Raw genomic sequence first — 21,458 nt, forward strand, 5'->3', positions numbered from 1 at the left:
CCTGAAACAGCTTTAATCTGTACCAACTGGATAGAATTAATAATTAAGGCGATTGCACTTGACGCTACGTTGAGTAATCAGATTACAAGTTTTTGCGATCGCAGACGGCCATTCTCATAGCAGTAAGATTGCTCTATTTTATCTATTTTGTTGACTTACCTCAAACAAAATTTAAATATTACCAAACTCAAATATGCCTAAATTACACCAGTTAGAACAGTTAATTGTCATACCTCAACTCAGCAAGTGGTTCATCATCTCCTTGGTTGTTGGTATTCTTTCTGGCATAGGTTCTGCTGCTCTTTTGGTATCGTTGGAATGGTCAAGCAATTGGCGAGAATCACATCTTTGGATAATTTCACTATTACCTTTAGGCGGTTTTTTAAGTGGTTGGATTTATCATCAGTTTGGCAAACGTGTAGAAGCAGGAAACAACCTTTTACTGGAAGAAATCTATAATCCTAAAGATATTATTCCCTTGCGGATGGCTCCTTTAGTTTTGTTTGGCACAGACCTAACTCACTTCTTTGGAGGTTCTGCTGGTCGGGAAGGTACAGCCTTGCAAATAGCAGCTTCACTGGCAGATAGATTGACAAAGATATTCCACTTTAAACAAGCAGATCGACGAATTCTATTAATGGCAGGTTTAAGTGGAGGATTTGCTTCAGTTTTCGGAACTCCCTTAGCAGGAAGCATCTTTGGTTTAGAAGTTTTAGCTATTGGGACAATCCAACATAATGCACTGTTTCCTTGTTTAATTGCCGCAGTTGTAGGCGATCGCGTTACCTTAATGTTAGGTTTGCATCATACAGCCTATCGTCATGCCCCCGTTATCCCCACAATCACCTTCATAGGGATGATTTCGGCAATTGTCGCTGGTGCAATCTTTGGCATTGTAGCGATGATTTTTGCCAAATTAACTCATAAAATCAGCCACATTTTTCAAGAAAAAATCTCCTACCCTCCCTTACGCCCTGCCATCGGTGGAGTGATTGTGGCATTGGCTGTTTGGGCAGTCGGAACTACAAAATACATTGGACTGGGTATTCCCACAATTGTTGATGCTTTTAATACTCAGTTACCACCGTGGGATTTTGCGGGAAAAATAGCTTTTACTGCTTTGACTTTGGGAGCAGGTTTTAAAGGAGGAGAAGTAACTCCTTTATTTTATATTGGTGCAACATTAGGTAATGCTTTGTCTTTAATATTAGCTCTACCGGCCCCATTACTTGCAGCTATGGGGTTTGTTGCTGTTTTTGGTGGTGCAGCCAATACTCCTATCGCCTCAACTTTGATGGGAATTGAACTGTTTGGATTAGAATCGGGAGTTTTTATTGGTATTGCTTGTGTAGCCAGCTATGTTTTTTCTGGTCACGCTGGTATTTATAAAGCACAACGCATTGGCTCAGGTAAATACCATTTCATGGCTGTGCAAGAAGGACAAAGTTTAGCCACCCAAACTCTAGAAGCTGCTCGGACTGTAGAAAAAAACGATTGAAAAAAAAATTCATTTATTCAACGACCTGCATTTTTGGAGATTTGTACACTTCATCAAATATTTGTGCAAGAGGTCTAATCCATAATTTCAATTTGATAACTGTAACCTTGCTCAGTTAAAAATAACTGACGATGACGGGCAAAATCTTCTTCGCAAGTACGCAACGAAACTAAAGTATAAAATTGTGCGGGACGACCATCAGATTTAGGACGTAAAACTCTACCTAAACGCTGTGCTTCTTCTTGGCGAGAACCATATTTACCAGATACTTGAATAAGAATATCTGCATCGGGTAAATCAATGGCAAAGTTACCAACTCTGGATAAAACCAGTCCACCTAATTTACCCTCTCGAAAAGCTTGATAGAGTTTTTCTCGCTCTTTTTCGGGGGTTTTACCAGTAATTAAAGGTAGTTGGGTAACTTGGGCGATCGCTTCCAATTGCGAGAGAAATTCGCCAATAATTAAGATGCGGTGTCCTGACTCTCTCGCTAATAAATCTTTAATCACTTGCACCTTGCGCGGATTTTCGGCGGCGACACGGAACTGATTTCGCCTGGGTGCTAAAGCATATTCCATTTGGCGTTCTTTATCTTGAGATACGCGAATTTCCGTGCAACTCGCCGTAGCAATGAAACCTCCACCTTCTAGTTCACGCCACGGAACATCGTAACGTTTCGGGCCGATCAGGGCGAAAACATCACCCTCTCTACCATCTTCCCGAATCAGGGTGGCGGTGAGTCCTAAACGGCGGCGGGCTTGCAGTTCAGCCGTGATACGGAAAACTGGTGCGGGGAGGAGGTGAACTTCGTCGTAGATAATTAAACCCCAAGAACGCGCACTAAATAAATCAAAGTGGGGAAAATCACCGTCGCGTTGATGGCGATAAGTCAGGATTTGATAAGTTGATAGGGTAATTGGCCCTGTATTTTTAACTTCGCCACTATATTCGGCGATCGCATCTTCTGGTAAATCTGTTTTATCCAATAATTCCCGCCGCCACTGCCGCACAGATGTTAAACTAGTACTTAGTACAAGTGTACTCTCTTGCACGGCGGCGATCGCAGTCATACCGACAATTGTCTTACCTGCACCGCAAGGTAGCACAATTACGCCACTGCCACCTTGTACTCTTCCCGACTGATAAAATGCTTCTGCTGCTTGACTTTGGTAGTCCCGCAGCAGAAATTTTTTGCCTGTGCGCGTTTCTTCGCGCAACTGAATTGCTAAAGCATCACCTGTAACATAACCTGCAATATCTTCCGCCGGATACCCAGTAGCTAACAAAGCTTGTTTGAGTACACCGCGTAAACTCGCCGCGACTTGAAAGGAAACTTCCGACAGTCGCTGACCTAATAACGGTGCAACTTGTTTATCCCGTGACAGCAATTCCGCCAAAGGGCGATCGCTGATTCGCAGTAGTAAACTATCTCCATCACGCTCAATTACCGTTAATCCATAGCGACTACCCAAGGTGGTAATTTCTTGGGCGACAGCTTCCGGGATGGGATATTTTGCATAGTCCCGCAACGCCCCTACCATCGCCTCTACCTGCAACCCCGCCGCCCGCGCATTCCAAATACTTAGGGGTGTAATTTGGTAAGTGTGGATATGTTCGGGACTTTTGATTAGTTCAGCGAAAGGTGCGATCGCTTCTCTGGCTTTAGCTGCTGTAGGAGAATGTACTTCTAAAAGAATAGTGCGATCGCTCTGCACAATCAGCGCATTTTCTGGGATGTAAGTCATAATTTTGTCAGCTAAATCCTACGAAATATAATTTAGTAATTCTGTCGAGTAATAGTATAGATAGCCTAAAATATTAAAGTAATGAAAAGGTAAAATCATCATAGTTGTTGGGTTTCGCTGGCGCTGCACTCAACCTACAATACCTAAAAGATACAAAATATGTTTAAAAAGCAGAAGTGAGGTAAACTTGTGCAAATACTAGAACCACAATATTTTACCATCCCAGAATATTTAAACTTAGAAGACAAAGCTGATTTTAAAAGTGAGTATATTGACGGAAGAATTATTCCAATGGCTGGTGGAACTGCAAATCATAATCGAATTTCTGGCAATTTTTATGCTATTTTGAATTTTGCTTTTAGGCAACAAGATTATGAAGTCTTTAACAGTGATATGCGGTTATGGATACCTAAACAACGTATTTATACATATCCGGACATTTCTATTGTTGCAGGTAAAATAGAATTTCTGGAAAATCGGACAGATACAATTACCAATCCAAAATTAATTGTTGAGGTATTATCAAAATCCACTGAAAGTTATGATAGAGAAGGAAAATTTAAGGCATATCGTACCATACCATCCTTTGAAGAATATTTATTAGTTGAGCAGGATAGAATTTTTGTAGAACATTTTTATAAGACTGCTAATAAGCGATGGTCTTTACAAGAATATGATGCCGAAGATGAGTTTATTAATTTAGTTACTGTTCCCTTGGAAATTAAATTACAAGATTTATACAACAAGGTAGAGTTTGAAGTTGAATCTGATGTTTAACAATGATCGCTCATCTTAAACTACCGATTTCTATAGCCACCATTAATCACAATATCTTTAACACATAAATAAATAATCAACATAGTTGATAAGAGTTGCATGAATTGTAAAATTGGGTCTAGTCGCCAACCATGAAAAACCAAAATCAACCCAGAAGTTAGCAAGAAAATAGGGATAATTATAGTTTGGAAAACATAAAAAATTAAAGATAAAGTTTCTAATCTTCTAGCGCGTTGAATCAGCAGAATTATCAGAGCCAGTAGATAAGCCACCGCAAAAACTATCTGTGCAAAACCAATCAAACTAGCTATATTTAACCCGAAATTTACTTGCATTAAAATGAATTCATTCATGAGGAATTTTAACCACTTAACGCAATACTATAACCCAATTTTTTCACGGCGTTACGGAATTTAGTTTCTGATTCGCTAGGCACAACTAAATGTTTTTCTCCTGCTAAAAAACACAGCTTTTTCGTGCGGGAATCGTTGGCTATTAAAACAGCTAAAGCAGTATCAGTGCATTCTATCAACCGGGCTTGACCTCGATCGCGCAAACTATTGCCTCTCGCTTCTATATCGGCTAAAAATTGATTTACTGTCTCTGGCAATTCATGACCACTGCGGGCTTGCAGAAATTCTCGTAACTGGGTGATGCTTTGTCCTTCTTCTATTGCACTGAGTAACTTAGCCGTCTCCAAGCGCCACACCGCATCCGAAATTTTTTGGGCGTAAACATCCAGCAGGATAGTATCAGCAGGGGTGATGGGTTCGCCAGTCGCCGCTATTTCTAAGTTTGGTAACACTCGAAATACTGTCCGTACTTCTAAAGGTGGTGGTGTATAGTCGTTTTGCAGACCTAAGCAATATGCACCCAAAGGTGTTAATTGCAAACACATCAAGCCGTCGTAACGGCTGAGAAAAGGTAAGTCATCGGTTCCCCATAAATCGGTGTAATCAGGGCGAACGCCGCCTGGGTGAACGTAGGCGATATTGATCATCCCCAAGGTGGCAACATATTCAAATAGCAGACATAAAGTATATCTGCCTTGCAGAATTTCCCAATCATCGCCATCATTACCTAAGCTACCGTAATGGGAATCACTAATATACAAATTCCAAGGATTGCGGGTAACTTCAAAATCGTAGCCTTTGACAAGAATGCAGCGGAACAGTTCATTTACACCCAACCAACGCCCCACAGGACACTCGGCTAAAGCTTTGGTAATGGCTTCGCGGCGTTTGTCTGGTGCGGTTAAACCTTGCTTACCTTTGCCTGTTTGACCTTTAATGCTGTCTATTCGGCGTAGTTCGTCTAATACCTTATTTTTTAGCCATTTCTTCCAAATATTGCGGATAGTGGAGGCTGGTGGGTTGGTAAGGGCTTTTTGTCCAGTTTTGGTTAATACTAGGCGTTTGCTAGAAAGTTCGGCTAAACCTGCGGCTTGGACTAGCATTGCCCAGGCGAAGGGCTTAATAAAACCGATTTTTTCGTATGATGGTGTAGATGGGTCGTCGTTGTAATAATCGCTACCCGTCATGACAGAGGCGATCGCACTCATACTACTATTATTTGGATATCCAGTTTTATCGCTAACGCTGAGTTTTCCGGCGTTAATTAATCGTAGTACCGCCAGTAAATCTTGTTGCGCCGCAGTTTCCATTTCACACTGCTTGACGACAATTTCTTTTTCATGGGTTTCTCGTTCACGAGTTTTCCAGTTCCATTCTCGCCATTGCAAACAGAAAACTTCGGGACATTTATCTAAGCTATTAATCGAAAATTCGGCTGGTGGCTGAACAAAAGCTTTCAGGCGTGTTTGCAAATCTTGGGGGATAAAATTGCGGTAGATAAATAAGCACAATAATGATGGTTGACGCTTGTAACCGAATGCGTCAGCAGTTCCCCAATTAGGTGCTTCCAGATATTTAGCATAAAAACGCGTTTCGTTAAACAACCCATCTGTGTTGTGCAGAGTTTCTGCTACTGCTTTTTGTTGCAGATGATCTAGTTCTCGCCACAATTGTTGCAGATTCTCCCCCACAAGATGGCGCTGAATCAACGCCATTATTTCTGCTTTACGAGTGGGTTTGCTATTAGCATTTAGTAACGCTGCCAGCTTTTTCAGTTCATCAACAGATAATTGTTGTAGAGCCTCATCAACAGTGGTAATGCTTAACTGATCCTGATAGTAAGGCATGGCAATGCACTAGAAATAACCTGCAATTTTTACCCCATGAGCAAGATAGGGTTAGAAAAATTTTACAGTAGAGTTGATACTAATTCGTAATTCGTAATTGAAATACAAAGCTATTTTTTTTGCCTTCTGCCTCAAGCATTATTTCTTTTTAGAAGAATAACCTTGAGATTGATTTTCTTGGCGTAATTGTTGCCTGCCGTTAGTGATAATTCTTAACATATCTTTGAGGTCTTGCTCGATATTTTCGAGGACAGTATCAGCGTATTGATCAGCACCATCTTCAATTTCTTGAGCTTGAGCGATCGCAGTTTGTCGCATTTGTTCTAATTCTTCCATACAAGCTTGTCGCCTGCGGTCAATTTCGGCGATGGTTTCCTGCATCATTTCCTCGCATTCTTGCTGGGTTGTTCGCCGGAGTTGTTCTGCTTCTCGTTCTGCCTGCCTGAGAATATCACTTTCTGCCAAAATTTGCGCTCTTTTGGCTTGGGCAGCTTCGACAATTTGCTGTCCATATTCTTCCGCTTCTAACATCACTTCTTGCTTGTGTTGCATAATCGCGGAGGCTTCCTGAAACACAGAAGGTAAGGAAACGCGAATAAAATCTAGCTGTTCAAATAATTTTTCTTCGTCGATTAATGTGCGCCCTGTGAGAGGAACTCGCCAACTAGACAAAATTAAATCTTCTAAACGGTTGAGTTCCTGCTGAATGTCTACTCCTGTTCGAGAGTTGTCCCCGTTGCCGACTCCATTGGGATACTCTGGAGGGGCGGGATAATTGCCGTTGTGGTCGGGTTCGCTATTGGATAGTTGTTGTTGTAACATTTGTGTATATCTAAAGCAATGTGCGGGGGAACAAGATGATCGACAGAACCACCAAATCTTGCGATCTCTTTTATCACACTACTACTTAAAAAACTATACTCATTTGATGTTGCGAGAAAAACTGTTTCAATTTGAGTAGACAGAGTTTTATTCGTGTGAGCCATCTGTAATTCTACTTCAAAGTCAGAAATTGCCCGTAAACCTCGTAACAACACCTGTGCTTGGCGCTGTTGGGCATAATTCACAGTCAAGCCATCAAAACTATCCGCTTCGACGTTTGGTAGATGCTGCGTAGCTATCCGAATTTGTTCTAATCGTTGTTGTACTGTAAACAACGGCACTTTATTCGGATTCCGCAACACAGCTACAACTACCTGGTCAAACAGCCGACTACCACGTTGAATAATATCAAGGTGTCCTAAAGTGATGGGGTCAAAACTGCCGGGATAGATAGCAATCACAATATTTTGATGTATCAAAGTTATTGAGGTGATTATATCGAATTACTCTATGCTGAGTGCTGAGTAAAAAGTACTATAACCTGTAACCTAAAGTCCATACTGGCGGTAAACTTCACTGGCAGCACGATGCAACAGAGAATGTCGCCACACCAAAGATTTCATGTCATCAGCATAGCCTCCCCCAATGACACAGGCGACGGGATAACCTGCACTGACACAGGTGGTTAAAACCTGCATTTCGCGGCGGAAAAGGCCAGTATCAGTTAAAGCTAGTTTTCCCAAGCGATCGCATATATGGGGATCAACACCTGCGTCGTAAAATATTAAGTCTGGCTGGACATGAGATAACAAATCTGGCAAATATTTTGCCAAAGTTTGCAAATAAGCATCATCGTCCATTCCCACGGGGAGAGGAACATCTAAATCGCTATGTTGTTTTGTACCGGGAAAATTGACTTCACAGTGCATTGAGAAGGTAAACACACTTGCATCATCAGCAAAAATAAAAGCAGTACCGTCTCCTTGATGCACATCCAAATCGACAATCAAGATTTTCTGCACCAGTCCCAGTTTTTGCAAAACGCGAGATGCGATCGCTAAATCATTGAAAATACAAAAACCAGATCCATAACTGGGAAAGGCGTGATGAGTACCACCAGCAGTATTGCAAGCTAAACCCTGACTTAAAGCCATCTGAGCCGTTAGTATCGTACCACCAACCGCTACACAGGTACGATTCACTAAAACAGGACTCCAAGGCAAGCCAATGCGACGTTGTGCTTTCGCGTCAAGGGTTCCCTTACAATATGCTCTAACATAATCTGGCGTATGCACTAACTCAATTAAATCTTGTGGTGGAACTTGTGGAGTGTGAAACTGTTCTGCTTGTGCTACCCCATCATTGAGTAATAATTCATACAATTTACTAAACTTAGACATCGGGAAACGATGCCCTTCCGGTAAAGGTGCAACATAATTTGGGTGATAAATTATCGGCAAGTGCATATTATGTATTTTTCGTCATATTTCTGATGTTAAATATACCTAAATGTAAATAAAGTACTGTATTTGCCAGATGAGTTTCACTAATAATTGTTTTATAATATTTCTTTAATTTTTGTCGTTAAACTTAAGAAATCAAATTAATTATGACGCAATGGATTTTACCGGCCGCACTTATTTTAGTTAGTTTGCTGACTGGATTAGTTTGTGAAAAATTTTTATTTCACAAGTTTAAAAAAATCATTATTCAGAAGCAAATTCCTGGCAGTAGGATAATTTTCCAAGCTTTACATCGAGTAACTTTTATTTGGTTTTTATTAGCTGGTTTTTCATCTGCTTTAGTTGCGGCTTCTCCTAACATAAGCACCGAATTAAAGATTGTTATCGAAAGAATTATTACAATTATTTTTCTATGTTCAGTTACTTTAGTTTTAGCAAGACTAAGTGGTGGTTTTGTCAATTTATTTGTTCGCAAAACCGAAGGAGTTTCCACCTCACTAATTTCTAATCTTGTAAAGACTGGCGTTTTAGTTTTAGGTGCGCTAATTATATTACAAACATTAGGTATACAAGTCACACCAATAGTTACCACTTTAGGAATTGGTGGTATTGCTGTTGGTTTAGCACTACAAGATACTTTAGCAAATTTATTTTCGGGTTTTTATTTAATTATTTCTAAACAGGTTAGAACTGGAGATTATGTCAAATTAGATGCTGGACATGAAGGTTACGTAACAGATATTACTTGGCGAAATACTACTATTAAAGAGCTTTCTAATAATGTGGTGATTGTACCTAATTCTAAATTAGCATCGGCAATTTTTACTAACTATCATTTACCTGCTAAAGAAATCACTTTAACGATGAATGTTGGAGTCAGTTATGATAGTGATTTAGAACAGGTAGAAAAAGTCACTGTCGAAGTTGCGAAAGAAGTAATGCAAGAGATTGCCCCAGACTTAATGGAAAATCAGCCATATATTCGATTTCATACTTTTGGTGATTTTAGTATAGATTTTACTCTTTACATGCGGGTAAGTGAATATTTTGATCAAAGAATGGGTAAACATTTATTTGTTAAGAAATTGCATAAACGTTATCAAGAATTAGGAATTTCTATTCCATTCCCTATTAGAGATGTTTATGTGCAGAATAATTCAAATTAAAGGCAAAAAAAAGTAAAAGGTAGACAATCAAAACTGATTTTCCCCTTTTACTTTTGAGTTTTATCCTACTGTGCATTGGTAGAAACTATGAAGAGCGTTTCTACAAAACTTGAATCTTACCTTCTACCAGGAGTTCTACCACCTTCATCGTTACTACCACCGTGGGGGCGAGAGTTACCTGGGTCACAGCCTTCAGAACCATTACCAATTCCTTGGTTACAATTGCGACGACGTTTTTTATCGTCATCGTCATCAGTATCATCATCGTCATCAGTGCGGCGGACTTTCTTATCATCATCATCGTCATCCACAGATTGTTTTGTCTCTGTTTGCTGAACGTTGTACTGAGAAGATATATCTGCCACTTCGCCAGAGCTAACCAGTGCTTTATATATCAAAGCGCAAACTTCGGCTCGTGTAGCTACCTTGTCAGCATTGAGAGCTTGAACATTGGGATAATTAACAACAATACCTCGTTCTGTAAGTGCAGCGATCGCATTTCGTACGTCACTCCGAATAGTTGCAGCGTCAGAGTAAGCAGCCAAAATTGATTCTGTGGAACCGCTAAAGGTATAGTTTAAGCCTCGTGCTAACGATAGCAGTACTTCCAAACGAGATAAGGCTTGGGTGGGGTTGAATTTATTCCCAGAAATTCCTAAAAAGCCTGTAGAATAAGCTTCACGAATGGCGCTGTAAGCCCAATATTTTGTGGTTACATCTCTAAAGCTAACAGCCTGACGAATATTGACCTTTTCAAAGGCTTGACTAATCATTGCCGCAAATTGGGCGCGAGTCACTTGTTCGTCGGGGCGGAAAGTCCCATCAGGAAAACCTTGGATTACTTGCAAAGCTGCCAACTCTGCTATAAAGTCGTTAGCCCAATGGTTGGTTGAGACATCGTTAAACTTAACCTGAATACCTTGGGCTACACCGATGGCGCGGTAACTCATCATCATCTGACCGATGTCGAAAATAGAACTATCGTCATCGCTGACTTCATTGAGTTCTACTAACCGACCAGGTTCAGCTTTTAAAGCTTCTGCTAAGTTGTAACTAAAAGTGCTAATTGTTTGACGAGCTAAGGCGAATTTCCCGCTAGTAAAAGAAGAAGAGTAAACGCTATTTGTGGCAACGGATGATAAACCTTCTGCCTCAAACTGACTAACATTAACAGTTTGGGAACTGCTAAGGAAAGTTACTCGTTGGTCGCTAACTTGGGTGAAATAGTCATAAGTGCTAGTCCCAGAGTCTATTGTGCCGTCTTCATCAGCATCAACTCCGTAGACAGTGCGGACAACCTGATATTCACTGGGATTACCGGACAAAACTAAGTTCACACTGCTGAATGCTGACAAACATTCAAATTCGCTGTAGCCAATAAAACGGTTTTGAGTATCGTATAATCTGACAACTACGCGATCGCCTGCTTTGATACCTTTAACAAATTTCGCTTTGTGCTTAAGTTTGTATTTGTAATCACCCAGAAATCTTTCTTTTAAGTAGCCTTTGTGGCGTTTCGATTTTAAAGAAACACGAGCAATTACTTCGGAAAAGTCACCAGATGGTTGCAAAATAGCCAGGCTAAAACCTGTCTTTTTCGCCTTGACTGCGGTACTAGCAGCACTGACTTCGGTACTGCGTTGAGCTATTACTGAGCGTTTGATAGCAGTACCGCTGGTTTGACGAGTGCTAGTTTCTCGACGACTAATCAATGCTGTCAAACTCTGGGTAGACTCTTCATCTAGTTTGGTGATACTTCCCGACTCATCAGTCCGGTATACCCAAACTTCCTTAACGTTGGCAACCACTACGTGCCAACCAGGTACTATTGCTTGAGAGCAGTTGTCATCCGTTTTTAAACCCAAACAGCCATCAGACCAAGTTTGCTGTTGGGCTTTAACGACACGTAAAGCGGAAGTTTTTGCACCTGTGCGCTCGGAAATATCCTGTAAAACAGATACTTTCACTGATTCTGGCAATTCTGCGCTATTGCTGCTTAACTCATCAGCTAACAGTTGTTGGCTTGTGGAGTTAACAGGCGTTTGTGCAATGGTGGTTGAGAACCGAGGAGTTGCAGAGGCTGAAAAGATGGGCGAGAACATTGCTACAGAAGTTGCAGCAACAATCATTTGACTCAAATGAGCTATAGAACGAGTTTTTATGTGTTTCATCTCACACCGTACCAATCGGCTAGTAAGTGAAGAGAATATGAATTCCCTTGACTTATTAATCCCTATGTGCAAGCGAAACTAACATTCCTAAAGAGAATTTGGATGACTTAACAATAGTGCGATCGCCTAATTTAGTTGGTGAAGTAACACAGGCGCGATCGCATTCAAGTATCCGTTGATAGTAAATAATATTAACTAGGGTTTTGCTTCGCTCCACCCAACCTACTAGCGCGATAGCTTAATTAAGCAACTTGCAACGGTTTTGTAGGCAGCATTCGAGGTTCTGGCAGTGGTATATTATCTTCAATCAGCATTTCTACAAAAGCTTCAATTACTTCCTGACCATTTTTGGCAGCTTCCTCGTAAGTTCTACCATGAGTATGAAATTGTTGCCAGGGAAACTCAGGCAAGTGAACCAAGAAAAGTTGATCCTCTTGTGACCATTGAATCACCATGCTGTAGTGATAGATCATTCCTCATCTTCCTCGTTTGCAAGTTTTTCGAGTTCTTCCAACTTTTTCAGTACTCGTTGAATACCTCTTTCTAAATATAGTGGAGCATCATCACCATCTTTGCCAGGAATAGTAAGGGGTTCTTCCGGTAGCATTGGATGTTTCCAAAATGTATGACTTCCTTTGCCTCGTCCTGGCTGAAGGATATACCCAACTTTTGCCACCATTGCTTTTAATTCTCTGATTTTTTTTGGCATTGCCCCTTAGCTATCAACTCCTCGCGTATTATAATCATCGAGCAGAATAGTACGATCGCCTAATTTAGTTAACGGAGTAACACACGCGCGATCGCATTGCCCAAAGTTCTCTAGACTTTACTATATAAAGTAATAGTTTAGGAATCTTAATAATGAGCTTAACGACCCAGCAACTACCTTCAGTCGATTTAGAAAAATTTATTTGGACTTGGCAGGGGCATAAAATTCAATATACTGTCATGGGTACAGGCAAGCCCTTAGTATTGGTGCATGGCTTTGGGGCTTCAATTGGACATTGGCGGAAAAATATCCCGGTGTTAGCCGAGGCTGGTTATAGAGTATATGCAGTAGATTTGTTGGGTTTTGGCGGTTCTGATAAACCGCCGCTAAATTACTCTGTGGAAATCTGGGTAGAACTACTGAAAGATTTTTGGACGGCGCATATTCAAGAACCTGCGGTATTTATCGGTAACTCCATTGGCGCACTGATTAGCTTGATAGTTTTAACAGAACATCCAGAAATTTGTGCTGGTGGGGTTTTGATTAACTCAGCAGGTGGGTTGAGTCACCGTCCCCACGAATTAAATCCACCGTTACGCATTGTGATGGCAACTTTTAATAAAGTGGTGCGATCGCCCATTACTGGTAAATTTGTCTTTAACCGCATTCGTCAAAAATCCCAAATTCGCCGCACTTTGTACCAAGTCTACCGCGATCGCGCCGCTGTTACTGATGAATTAGTTGACTTACTTTATATACCTTCTTGTGATCCAGGAGCGCAACAAGTTTTTGCTTCCATCCTCACCGCACCTCCTGGCCCTAGTCCAGAGGAACTTTTACCCAAAGTTGAACGTCCCTTACTAGTGATTTGGGGTGCTGATGATCCCTGGACACCAATTACTGGGGCGAAGATTTACGAAGAGGCGCAAGCGAATGGCAAAGATATCAAAATTGTTCCCATTCCTAACGCCGGTCATTGTCCCCACGATGAAGTTCCAGATATTGTCAACATTCAAATGATTAATTGGTTAATACAAATCTGAAGTGTGAAGTGTGAAGTCTAAAGTTTTAATTTCAGACTTCATACCTCATCCTTCACACTTTGATTTACCGGGTGAGTACCTTTTATCTTATGGCACCTTGACAAAATCAAACTCAGGTGGTGTGTAATGGAGCTTGATGTGCGTAATAAAGGGACAATTCCCGTCAGTCACCATCCAGATTTTTCTTTGCAAGGCTATCGAGTGATTCGAGAACTGGGGCGTAATCACGCAGATGGACGCATTGTTTACCTTGCTAGTGAGTGTAAATCCCAACAACTAGTAGTCATTAAAAAGTTCATTTGTGCCAATGAAACTGCTGATTGGTCAGGTGCAAAAGCCTATGAACACGAAATTGCTATCTTGCAACAACTCCAGCATCCGCGTATTCCTAGCTACACAGATTCTTTTGCAACCGCAGAGAATTTTTATTTAGTCCAAGAGTATAAGCAAGCTGTATCTTTGAAAACAAAATGCTGTTTTTCTTCGACGGAAATTAAGCAAATAGCCATCTCACTTTTAGAAATTTTGGTTTATCTGCAACAGCAAACTGACCCAATTATCCATCGGGATATTAAACCAGAAAATGTATTAGTTGATGAGCAACTAAATGCTTATTTAGTTGATTTTGGTTTGGCTCGCCAACAAAATGGCAAAATAGCTTTAACTACCTTATCTGCTGGTACTCCTGGTTTTATTCCTCCAGAAGAACAGTTGGGTCATGCTTTGACACCAGCTTCAGATTTATATAGTGTTGGGGCAACATTGATTTGCTTACTCACAAATACCCAGACAGTAAATATTAGTCATAGCGGCTTACAATTTCCCAAACTAGAAAGTTATCTCCATCCAGCTTTTCGTTCATGGTTGTTCACAATGGTGCAACCTAACAGGAAAGACCGTTATCCCAATGCTTCAGTTGCTTTAACAGCACTTAGGTCAATTCCAGTTACAGGTAATGCGTCTGTCAGAGAAATTTTACTAGCTGCGATGAAGTTGAAAAAACGTACAGCGATGTTAGCCTTAGCCGGGCTGGGAATGTTAGCAGTAGGACTAACAACGTTAGTTTTTTCGCAACCGGGTGGTGCAACTCAGCAGTTAGAAGAAAGCCAATCTTCAATTGATTTCCAGTAACCCTGGCGGCGGTAGAATTTCCACACGTCGGGCTTGTATATCTACAACTGGTGTAATTTCTTTGACAAAGGGAATTAAAACTTTTTTGTTGGCCTTTTCATGATTGAGTAATTCGACTTCTAATAAATCATTACCTGCGGGGATGACATCTACCACTTTCCCCAACAGTTCACCAGATGCTTGGAGATAAACTTCCAAACCAATTAAATCGACAACATGATATTCATCTTCGCCTAATTCGGGGCGATCGCTTTCTGGGACAAATAACCGACAATCACGTAATTCCTCAGCTTGATCACGCGTTTCTACGCCAGCTATACTAATCACGTATAAATTTTTCCCCTCGACATAACGACCATCCAATAATTCTATAGTTTGTAGTTCTGTTTGGCCAGGACGTAACATCCAACGTGTTCCCGGTACTTCAAAGCGTTCGGGAAAATCCGTTTCTGGATACACTCGTAATTCCCCAGCCAACCCTTGAGGCGCAACAATTTTCCCAATTGCCAACCAATCATCTAAATTGGGCAATGAGGAGTTGAGAGTAGGAAGTGGCGATTTTTTTTCAGGTTTTTGATTCTTCTGTTTTTTGGTCATTGGTCAATAGTCAAAGGTCAATAGTCAACAGCACATAGCCCTGACGAATGGAATTCGCGGCTATAAAAACAAAGTCCGCCTGCGCGGACTAAAAAAATCAAAGTTTTGGAACCCGCGCAAGCGGTGAGACCAGCGCTGCGGGAGGGTTTCCCTCCGCAGGCGACGGGCGAACCGGAGGGGTTTCGTCCATGTAGCCGCGACTTCAGTCGCCAGGCGCGAGAACATAGCAGTCAAAGTATAAAGCACGAATACCTGGCATAGTAAGACTTTTACCTCCTACCTCCTGCCTCCTGCCTTCTGCCTTCCTTATGCACTCACCGCCGCCTGCTGATAAACTTGCTCTGCTACTTTGGCAAGACGCTGCATCCCAAGTACAATCTCAGCATCACTACCAGTTAAGCTAATGCGTAAACATTGGTGTTTGTGAGGCCATTCTTCTTGTAAACCAGGGAAGAAGGTACTACCAGGAACCACAATTACCCCAACTTTTTTGAGTTCTTGGTAGAATTCCCAATCAGTAATGGGTAAATCTTTCAACCACAACCACGCAAAAATTGCGCCTTCACCACGGTGGAGGAACCAAGGTAAATCTTTCGGCATAGCAGCATCTAGAGTAGTTTCTAGAACAGCAAATTTGTTTTGGTAAAAAGGCCGAATAACTTGGGCGGCAATATCTACCAGTTTACCGGAGTTGATCGCACGAGAGGCGATCGCTTGTCCATAACGAGAAGCATGAATACACAAGTTTGTCTGGAATGACTCCAGCACTTGAATGAACTTTTCATCACCAATTGCTACACCAATACGTTCCCCTGGTAAACCGGCTTTGGATAAACTCATGCAGTGAATAATATTTTCCCCAAATATCGGCTCCATCTCTGTGAAATTCAACGATGGGAAGGGAGGCGCATAAGCAGAATCAATCAACACAGGTACATTGTGAGTTGCAGCGAGGGCAGTAATTTTATGCACTTCATCGGCTGTGAGGACGTTACCTGTGGGGTTGCATGGGCGGGAGAAGATAATACAACCAGTTTGTTCTGACACCGCCAATTGGCTAAAGTCGGGGCGATATTTAAATTTGTGGTTAGCTGCGTCTATATCTAGTGTTGGTTTGTAAGCAATTAAAGCCTCTGGATACAAACACACACCGCCATAACCTGTGTAGTCGGGACTCAGTGGTAAAACAATTTGTCGCAGTTCACCATCAATGTCATAGCCACCAAAAGCATTAGCAGCGTAGAAATAAAGACTTTGGCTACCGGGAGTAATTAAGATATTACGAGAGGTTAAGTTTAAACCATAGCGTTTGTTGAAATCATTTGCGATCGCTTCAATTAATGGCCCGTAACCTTGACTGGAACCATATCGACAAACCACCTCCCCATATTCCGAACTCGCCAAAAGTTCTGCTGTTGCATCTCGCCACAACTGTTCCACCTCTGGCAAAATCAACGGATTTCCCGCACTTAAATTAATTAATTCCTGCCCCTGACTCGCTTGCAACGTTTCTACAATGTCCTTCATAATTGCGCGTACACCAGTGAGGTTGGACATTTGAGCGCCAATTTTCGTTAGGGCAGGGTTCATAAGCTTTGTAGAATTAGAATTAACTGAGATGTTGACAAAATTATAAAATTCATGCGGCAGATAGATATCATCTTCCAAGTTTGCCGCCTGTAACTAATGTACCAATCTCACAAAAAAATGCAATTTTAGATAAAAAAGATTCTTCTCAGCATCCATTGATATAAACCCATAAGATTTTATTAATACAACTTATATCTAGGAGGGCTAACGCGTGGAAGTTAAAGCCGCAGTAGCTTATGGCGCGGGAAAGCCGCTAACTATTGAAACCGTGCAATTATCAGGGCCAGAAGCTGGAGAAGTTTTAGTAGAAATTAAAGCTTCGGGAGTTTGTCACACTGATGCTTATACTCTTTCTGGTGCTGATCCTGAAGGTTTATTTCCGGCAATTTTAGGTCATGAAGGCGCTGGTATAGTCGTAGAGGTGGGGGCTGGTGTTACCAGCGTCAAACCAGGAGATCATGTCATCCCACTCTACACCCCAGAGTGTCGTCAGTGTGAATATTGTCTCAGCCTCAAAACCAATCTCTGTCAAGCCATTCGCTCTACCCAAGGACTCGGCGTAATGCCCAACGGTACTAGTCGTTTTAGTATTGGTGGTGAAATGATTCACCACTACATGGGTACATCGACTTTTGCTAATTACACAGTCTTACCAGAAATTGCTGTCGCCAAAATTCGAGAAGATGCCCCATTTGATAAGGTTTGTTACATTGGTTGCGGTGTTACAACTGGTATAGGTGCAGTGATTTATACCGCCAAAGTAGAACCGGGAGCAAAAGTTATCGTGTTCGGTTTGGGTGGTATTGGCTTAAACGTCATCCAAGGAGCGCGAATGGTAGGAGCAGATATGATTGTGGGGGTAGATATTAATCCCAGCAAACGCGTCTTAGCCGAAAAGTTTGGGATGACGCACTTTGTTAACCCGAAAGAAGTCGAAGGTGATTTAGTCCCTTACTTAGTTGATTTAACTAAAGGCGGTGCAGACTACACCTTTGAATGTATTGGCAATGTCAATATTATGCGTCAAGCATTAGAATGCTGCCATAAAGGTTGGGGTGTGAGTGTAATTATTGGCGTGGCTGGCGCAGGACAAGAAATCAGCACACGTCCGTTTCAATTAGTTACAGGTAGAGTCTGGAAAGGTTCAGCTTTCGGTGGTGCAAGAGGACGCACAGATGTGCCGAAAATTGTTGATTGGTATATGGATGGCAAAATCAACATCGATGATTTAATTACCCATGTAATGCCAATTGAACAAATTAGTCATGCTTTAGAATTAATGCACAAAGGTGAATCTATTCGCAGTGTTGTAACGTTTTAGTTAAGAAAATAGTAGGTTGGGTGTAGCGATAGCGTAACCCAACAAAGTATGCTCGAATGTTGGGTTCCGTTCCTCCACCCAACCTACACCTAATTAATTTAACTGCTACCAAACTTGGGAGATGCAAATGATTACTACCAGTGAAGTGATAAGCAGCAATCCTCAAGAAACACCACTTGCAGAAAAGCGCGTCACGCTGCATAACATTAGTTGGTCTGCTTATGAGCAAATTCTTGATGCTTTGGGTGATAATCGTGCAGCCAGACTGACATATTATCAAGGTATGTTGGAGATTATGACACCTTTAGAAGAACATGAAAGTGGTAGTGAAAATATTGGGATGTTGATTCATCTTTTGACTGAGGAACTGAACCTTAATATTAAAAGTATGGCTTCAACGACGCTAAAAATACCAAAATCAAAAGTAGGGGCAGAGCCTGATAAATGTTACTACATTCAAAATGAGCCTGCTGTGAGAGGTAAAACAGTAAATTTAGCAGTAGATCCACCTCCAGATTTAATTTTAGAAGTAGATATCACGCATACAGATATCAATAAAAAACAAATGTATCAGGATATGAAAGTTCCTGAGTTTTGGCGTTACAACGGTACAAAATTAACTATTTACCTTTTAGAACAAGAAAAATATATAGAATCAGAAACTAGTGCCACATTTGCGATATTAACTAAATCAATGGTTTACGATTTTTTGTCCCAATGCAAAACTCAAGGCGAAACCCAAACTAAACGCGCTTTTCGGAAAATGTTGCAAGCACAAATCCAGCAATAGTTTAGATATTAGCAATGATTTAATGGGATCAAATTTAATCATGCAGACACCACAAAGCGAACAAATAAATCTCTACGGAATAGAATGATAGCGATCGCTTCTCCATACACTAATACAGTTAAGATAAAATTCTCATTGAATTTTTTTAACCCTCACAGGAATGTTAAAATTTAAAACTTATCCAAGTAGTTACCTAAATATGTTTCTCCTGCATTACGCATTGCATATTCGGATGGAATGAGATTATCCCTCAACATTTTCGACAATTCCCAAGTCTTTCCATGATATTTTTCATTGGCTAATTTAAAGTGAGCGCTATTTCCATCTTTGGCACTACCATCAGAATTACAGTGAACATGAACTACCACGTTTCTATACTGTTCTTGCCCTATTTCTAACGGACATTCAATTGAGAATTCACCTTTTTCTTTATTATCATAGCTTGTAATGTAAGCGCTTTTAATTTTTCCTATTTGAACTTCCCCAAGCGTGACAAGTTTTTCTAGCTCCTTAACAGATGGGTTTTGCATAAATTGACCTTCCACTGTTTTTTCATAAGCTAATTTAATAGCCTCAGCTTTAGCTTTTTTATCAAAATATTGGTAGTATTGCTGAACATGATCTCTTTTGAATTGGGAGATAGATTCTCCTAATTTACCCTTGTCATAATTATTTTTATTTGTGTCTAATTGTGTAAATACATCGTTTGTTTCTCTTTTCCATTCAGGTGGATAGTTATCATTCTGCTTGATTGTATTATTTTCTAGTTCTAATTGCTCTATTTCCTGGTAATATTTGCATATCTTACCAACTTCTTTTTTGAATGTACTGGCAAGTAGGAAGGACGTGTCACTAATTCCTTTATCCCCCAAAATGGTCTGCTTAAGATTATTGCACAAGCTGTTAATATATGAATTTTTCAGTGCCATCTGCATCTCGTTTGCGGAAATGCTCTCCAATTCGTTATAAATTTGAGTTGTGAGCGGAATTATTTTCTTAAATGTCTCTATGGCTGATTGATCAGCCGCTGGATCTTTACCTTGTATATTTTTATAAGTCTTCTGATATTCTGCTTTGAAAGCATTTTGTAACTCTTTGGTTACATCGTTGGCTGATTTATTTGTTATTTGCGGTTCTAGTTTTTGAGCTTCAATTTCTAACTGATCTATCTTTTCTTTTTTCTTCTTGTTCTCTTCTTCCTGGCGTTTACGTTCTTCTTCCTGTTTTTTAAGTTTTTCCTCCTGACGTTGCATTTCTATTGCTTGTCGTTTCTTTTCTTCCTCATCTTGTAGTTTCCTTCTTTCTTCGCGTTTTCTTTCCAACTCCTTTTGTTCTGCTTCCTGTTTCTTTTCTTTTTCTGCTTGTTCCTGCCGTTTTTTTTCTGCTCTTGCTTCGGCTTTTCTCCGATTTTTCTCCTCTTGTTTTTTCCTTGCTTCTTCTTTTTTCTGTGCCTCTTGTTCAGCAACAATTTTTGCTTCTTCTTGTCGTTTAATTTCTTCTTGTTGTTTAAGTTCGGCTTGTTGTTTGAGTTCTTCTTCTTTTTTCTGTTGGATTTCTGCTTCTTTTTGTCGTTTAAGTTCGGCTTTTTTGTTTTCCTCCTCTTGTTCCTTCTGTTTTTGTTCTTCGATGTTCTGTTGCTCTATAGCAGTTTCAACTTCTTCTTCTAGTTGTTCTGCGACAGATTTGTGTTGCTTGATCTTTTCTAATAAGTCTTGACCTTCAGAATATGTAATTTTTGGTTTTGCTTTAGCTGTTTCAATAAATTGTTGTAACTGAGAAAGGTCTGATACAAAGTTGTTTTCCTTGAGTGTAGAGATAGATTCCTCAATACGAGAAACTAGGTCTTTGAGTTCTGTAAACGCATCTTGTAATGTTTGTTTAGCTTGCTTGAGGGCATAAGATACAAAGTAACTAAAAATTGATGCTTCCCAGGATGGGTCATCTAGATTTAAACAACGTTGAATAATGGCTTGGTTAATCTGTTCTAGCTCTACAGGATTTTGAAATTTTGAAGCATCCTTATTTTGCTGCACTACATGGGTCAACCCATGAGTCATTAGCGACCTTGGGGGTTTGTCTTCCTCTACCAACTCCTTAGCGTTGATTTGCTGCACAGCATCTGCTGCTAACTGGTCTGCTTCTTGCTCATACGTATCCCCAGATTGCCCAATGGTGAGTTTCATCTGCAATCGTGGTGTTGGTGCTGGAGGACGCGGAAGAAACATTGAGACATTTGGAAAACCATCGCCAGACTTTCTATTACTTTGTAAATTGGGTTTTTGCTGTGCTTGGAGCGTTTCTTCTTCCGAAGAAGTAACTTTAAAACTACGTGGCGCAAATGGATTTTTATTTGATGATTCTGAAGAAGAAGCGTTTTGAAATAGTTTATGTATTCTGGAGTACATTGTTTCAAGCCCGCAATAATTGTTTTAGCA

The 21,458-nt window shown here is 40.6% G+C and carries 20 protein-coding genes; 7 read left to right on the forward strand and 13 right to left on the reverse strand.

Annotated elements, in window-relative coordinates; all coding sequences use genetic code 11:
- Positions 1 to 193: 193 nt before the first annotated feature.
- Entirely contained in the window at positions 194 to 1,498 is a 1,305-nt protein-coding gene (locus tag NOS7107_RS02965) for a voltage-gated chloride channel family protein (RefSeq protein WP_015111502.1), read from the forward strand.
- A gap of 74 nt (positions 1,499 to 1,572) precedes the next feature.
- Here NOS7107_RS02965 and NOS7107_RS02970 read toward each other — a convergent pair whose 3' ends face one another.
- A complete protein-coding gene (locus NOS7107_RS02970) occupies positions 1,573 to 3,243 on the reverse strand; it encodes a DNA repair helicase XPB (RefSeq protein WP_015111503.1) in 1,671 nt (556 codons plus the stop codon).
- Positions 3,244 to 3,432: 189 nt separating this feature from the next.
- Between NOS7107_RS02970 and NOS7107_RS02975 the strand changes: the two genes are divergently transcribed.
- Positions 3,433 to 4,020: a Uma2 family endonuclease gene (locus tag NOS7107_RS02975; RefSeq protein WP_015111504.1), complete on the forward strand. Its 588-nt coding sequence runs from the start codon at positions 3,433 to 3,435 to the stop codon at positions 4,018 to 4,020.
- Positions 4,021 to 4,040: 20 nt separating this feature from the next.
- Here NOS7107_RS02975 and NOS7107_RS02980 read toward each other — a convergent pair whose 3' ends face one another.
- The 5 genes from NOS7107_RS02980 to NOS7107_RS03000 all read right to left on the reverse strand — a co-directional run bounded on the left by NOS7107_RS02980 (position 4,041) and on the right by NOS7107_RS03000 (position 8,508).
- Positions 4,041 to 4,373 (reverse strand): Ycf66 family protein, encoded by a 333-nt coding sequence (locus tag NOS7107_RS02980; protein WP_015111505.1) that lies wholly within the window; start codon positions 4,371 to 4,373, stop codon positions 4,041 to 4,043.
- 8 nt (positions 4,374 to 4,381) lie between these two features.
- Positions 4,382 to 6,220 (reverse strand): helicase-associated domain-containing protein, encoded by a 1,839-nt coding sequence (locus tag NOS7107_RS02985; protein WP_015111506.1) that lies wholly within the window; start codon positions 6,218 to 6,220, stop codon positions 4,382 to 4,384.
- A gap of 138 nt (positions 6,221 to 6,358) precedes the next feature.
- Positions 6,359 to 7,042: a hypothetical protein gene (locus tag NOS7107_RS02990; RefSeq protein WP_044499621.1), complete on the reverse strand. Its 684-nt coding sequence runs from the start codon at positions 7,040 to 7,042 to the stop codon at positions 6,359 to 6,361.
- Positions 6,931 to 7,503 carry a pantetheine-phosphate adenylyltransferase gene (gene coaD, locus NOS7107_RS02995; RefSeq protein WP_015111508.1) on the reverse strand — a complete coding sequence of 191 codons (573 nt, stop codon included), beginning with the start codon at positions 7,501 to 7,503 and terminating at the stop codon, positions 6,931 to 6,933. Before coaD ends, NOS7107_RS02990 begins: the two co-directional genes overlap by 112 nt.
- Positions 7,504 to 7,590: 87 nt before the next feature.
- Positions 7,591 to 8,508 (reverse strand): histone deacetylase, encoded by a 918-nt coding sequence (locus NOS7107_RS03000; protein ID WP_015111509.1) that lies wholly within the window; start codon positions 8,506 to 8,508, stop codon positions 7,591 to 7,593.
- A 143-nt stretch (positions 8,509 to 8,651) separates the two neighbouring features.
- Here NOS7107_RS03000 and NOS7107_RS03005 point away from each other — a divergent pair, with 143 nt between their 5' ends.
- Complete coding sequence (locus NOS7107_RS03005) at positions 8,652 to 9,671, forward strand: mechanosensitive ion channel family protein (protein ID WP_015111510.1); 1,020 nt, start codon at positions 8,652 to 8,654, stop codon at positions 9,669 to 9,671.
- 116 nt (positions 9,672 to 9,787) lie between these two features.
- Here NOS7107_RS03005 and NOS7107_RS03010 read toward each other — a convergent pair whose 3' ends face one another.
- Genes NOS7107_RS03010 through NOS7107_RS03020 form a run of 4 tightly spaced genes read right to left on the reverse strand, consistent with a single transcriptional unit; the run spans position 9,788 to position 12,551 of the window.
- A complete protein-coding gene (locus tag NOS7107_RS03010; protein WP_015111511.1) occupies positions 9,788 to 11,842 on the reverse strand; it encodes an S-layer homology domain-containing protein in 2,055 nt (684 codons plus the stop codon).
- Positions 11,843 to 11,897: 55 nt separating this feature from the next.
- Positions 11,898 to 12,059, reverse strand: coding sequence for a hypothetical protein (locus tag NOS7107_RS28400; RefSeq protein ID WP_157373932.1), 162 nt, complete (start codon positions 12,057 to 12,059; stop codon positions 11,898 to 11,900).
- A gap of 25 nt (positions 12,060 to 12,084) precedes the next feature.
- Positions 12,085 to 12,315, reverse strand: a complete 231-nt coding sequence (locus NOS7107_RS03015; RefSeq protein WP_015111512.1) for a type II toxin-antitoxin system HicB family antitoxin — start codon at positions 12,313 to 12,315, stop codon at positions 12,085 to 12,087.
- Complete coding sequence (locus NOS7107_RS03020) at positions 12,312 to 12,551, reverse strand: type II toxin-antitoxin system HicA family toxin (RefSeq protein WP_015111513.1); 240 nt, start codon at positions 12,549 to 12,551, stop codon at positions 12,312 to 12,314. The genes NOS7107_RS03015 and NOS7107_RS03020 overlap by 4 nt, the downstream gene beginning before the upstream one ends.
- Before the next feature lie 152 nt (positions 12,552 to 12,703).
- Here NOS7107_RS03020 and NOS7107_RS03025 point away from each other — a divergent pair, with 152 nt between their 5' ends.
- Both NOS7107_RS03025 and NOS7107_RS03030 read left to right on the forward strand, forming a co-directional pair.
- Positions 12,704 to 13,594 (forward strand): alpha/beta fold hydrolase, encoded by an 891-nt coding sequence (locus NOS7107_RS03025; protein WP_015111514.1) that lies wholly within the window; start codon positions 12,704 to 12,706, stop codon positions 13,592 to 13,594.
- Positions 13,595 to 13,720: 126 nt separating this feature from the next.
- A complete protein-coding gene (locus tag NOS7107_RS03030; RefSeq protein WP_015111515.1) occupies positions 13,721 to 14,725 on the forward strand; it encodes a serine/threonine-protein kinase in 1,005 nt (334 codons plus the stop codon).
- Here the strand turns inward: NOS7107_RS03030 and rimM are convergent.
- On the reverse strand, positions 14,708 to 15,322 hold the full coding sequence (rimM, locus tag NOS7107_RS03035; RefSeq protein ID WP_015111516.1) for a ribosome maturation factor RimM: 615 nt from the start codon (positions 15,320 to 15,322) through the stop codon (positions 14,708 to 14,710). The two genes, NOS7107_RS03030 and rimM, sit on opposite strands and share 18 nt — an antisense overlap.
- 306 nt (positions 15,323 to 15,628) lie before the next feature.
- Positions 15,629 to 16,912, reverse strand: coding sequence for a valine--pyruvate transaminase (locus NOS7107_RS03040; protein WP_015111517.1), 1,284 nt, complete (start codon positions 16,910 to 16,912; stop codon positions 15,629 to 15,631).
- Positions 16,913 to 17,123: 211 nt separating this feature from the next.
- On the opposite strand from NOS7107_RS03040, the gene NOS7107_RS03045 reads away from it, so the two are divergent.
- Positions 17,124 to 18,233 (forward strand): S-(hydroxymethyl)glutathione dehydrogenase/class III alcohol dehydrogenase, encoded by a 1,110-nt coding sequence (locus NOS7107_RS03045; RefSeq protein WP_015111518.1) that lies wholly within the window; start codon positions 17,124 to 17,126, stop codon positions 18,231 to 18,233.
- A 127-nt stretch (positions 18,234 to 18,360) separates the two neighbouring features.
- Entirely contained in the window at positions 18,361 to 19,023 is a 663-nt protein-coding gene (locus NOS7107_RS03050; protein WP_015111519.1) for a Uma2 family endonuclease, read from the forward strand.
- A 170-nt stretch (positions 19,024 to 19,193) separates the two neighbouring features.
- On the opposite strand, the gene NOS7107_RS03055 is transcribed toward NOS7107_RS03050, so the two are convergent.
- Positions 19,194 to 21,428: a cell envelope integrity protein TolA gene (locus NOS7107_RS03055; protein WP_015111520.1), complete on the reverse strand. Its 2,235-nt coding sequence runs from the start codon at positions 21,426 to 21,428 to the stop codon at positions 19,194 to 19,196.
- Between the last annotated feature and the right edge of the window lie 30 nt (positions 21,429 to 21,458).

The sequence above is a fragment of the Nostoc sp. PCC 7107 genome, from assembly GCF_000316625.1.
GTDB lineage: Bacteria > Cyanobacteriota > Cyanobacteriia > Cyanobacteriales > Nostocaceae > Nostoc_B.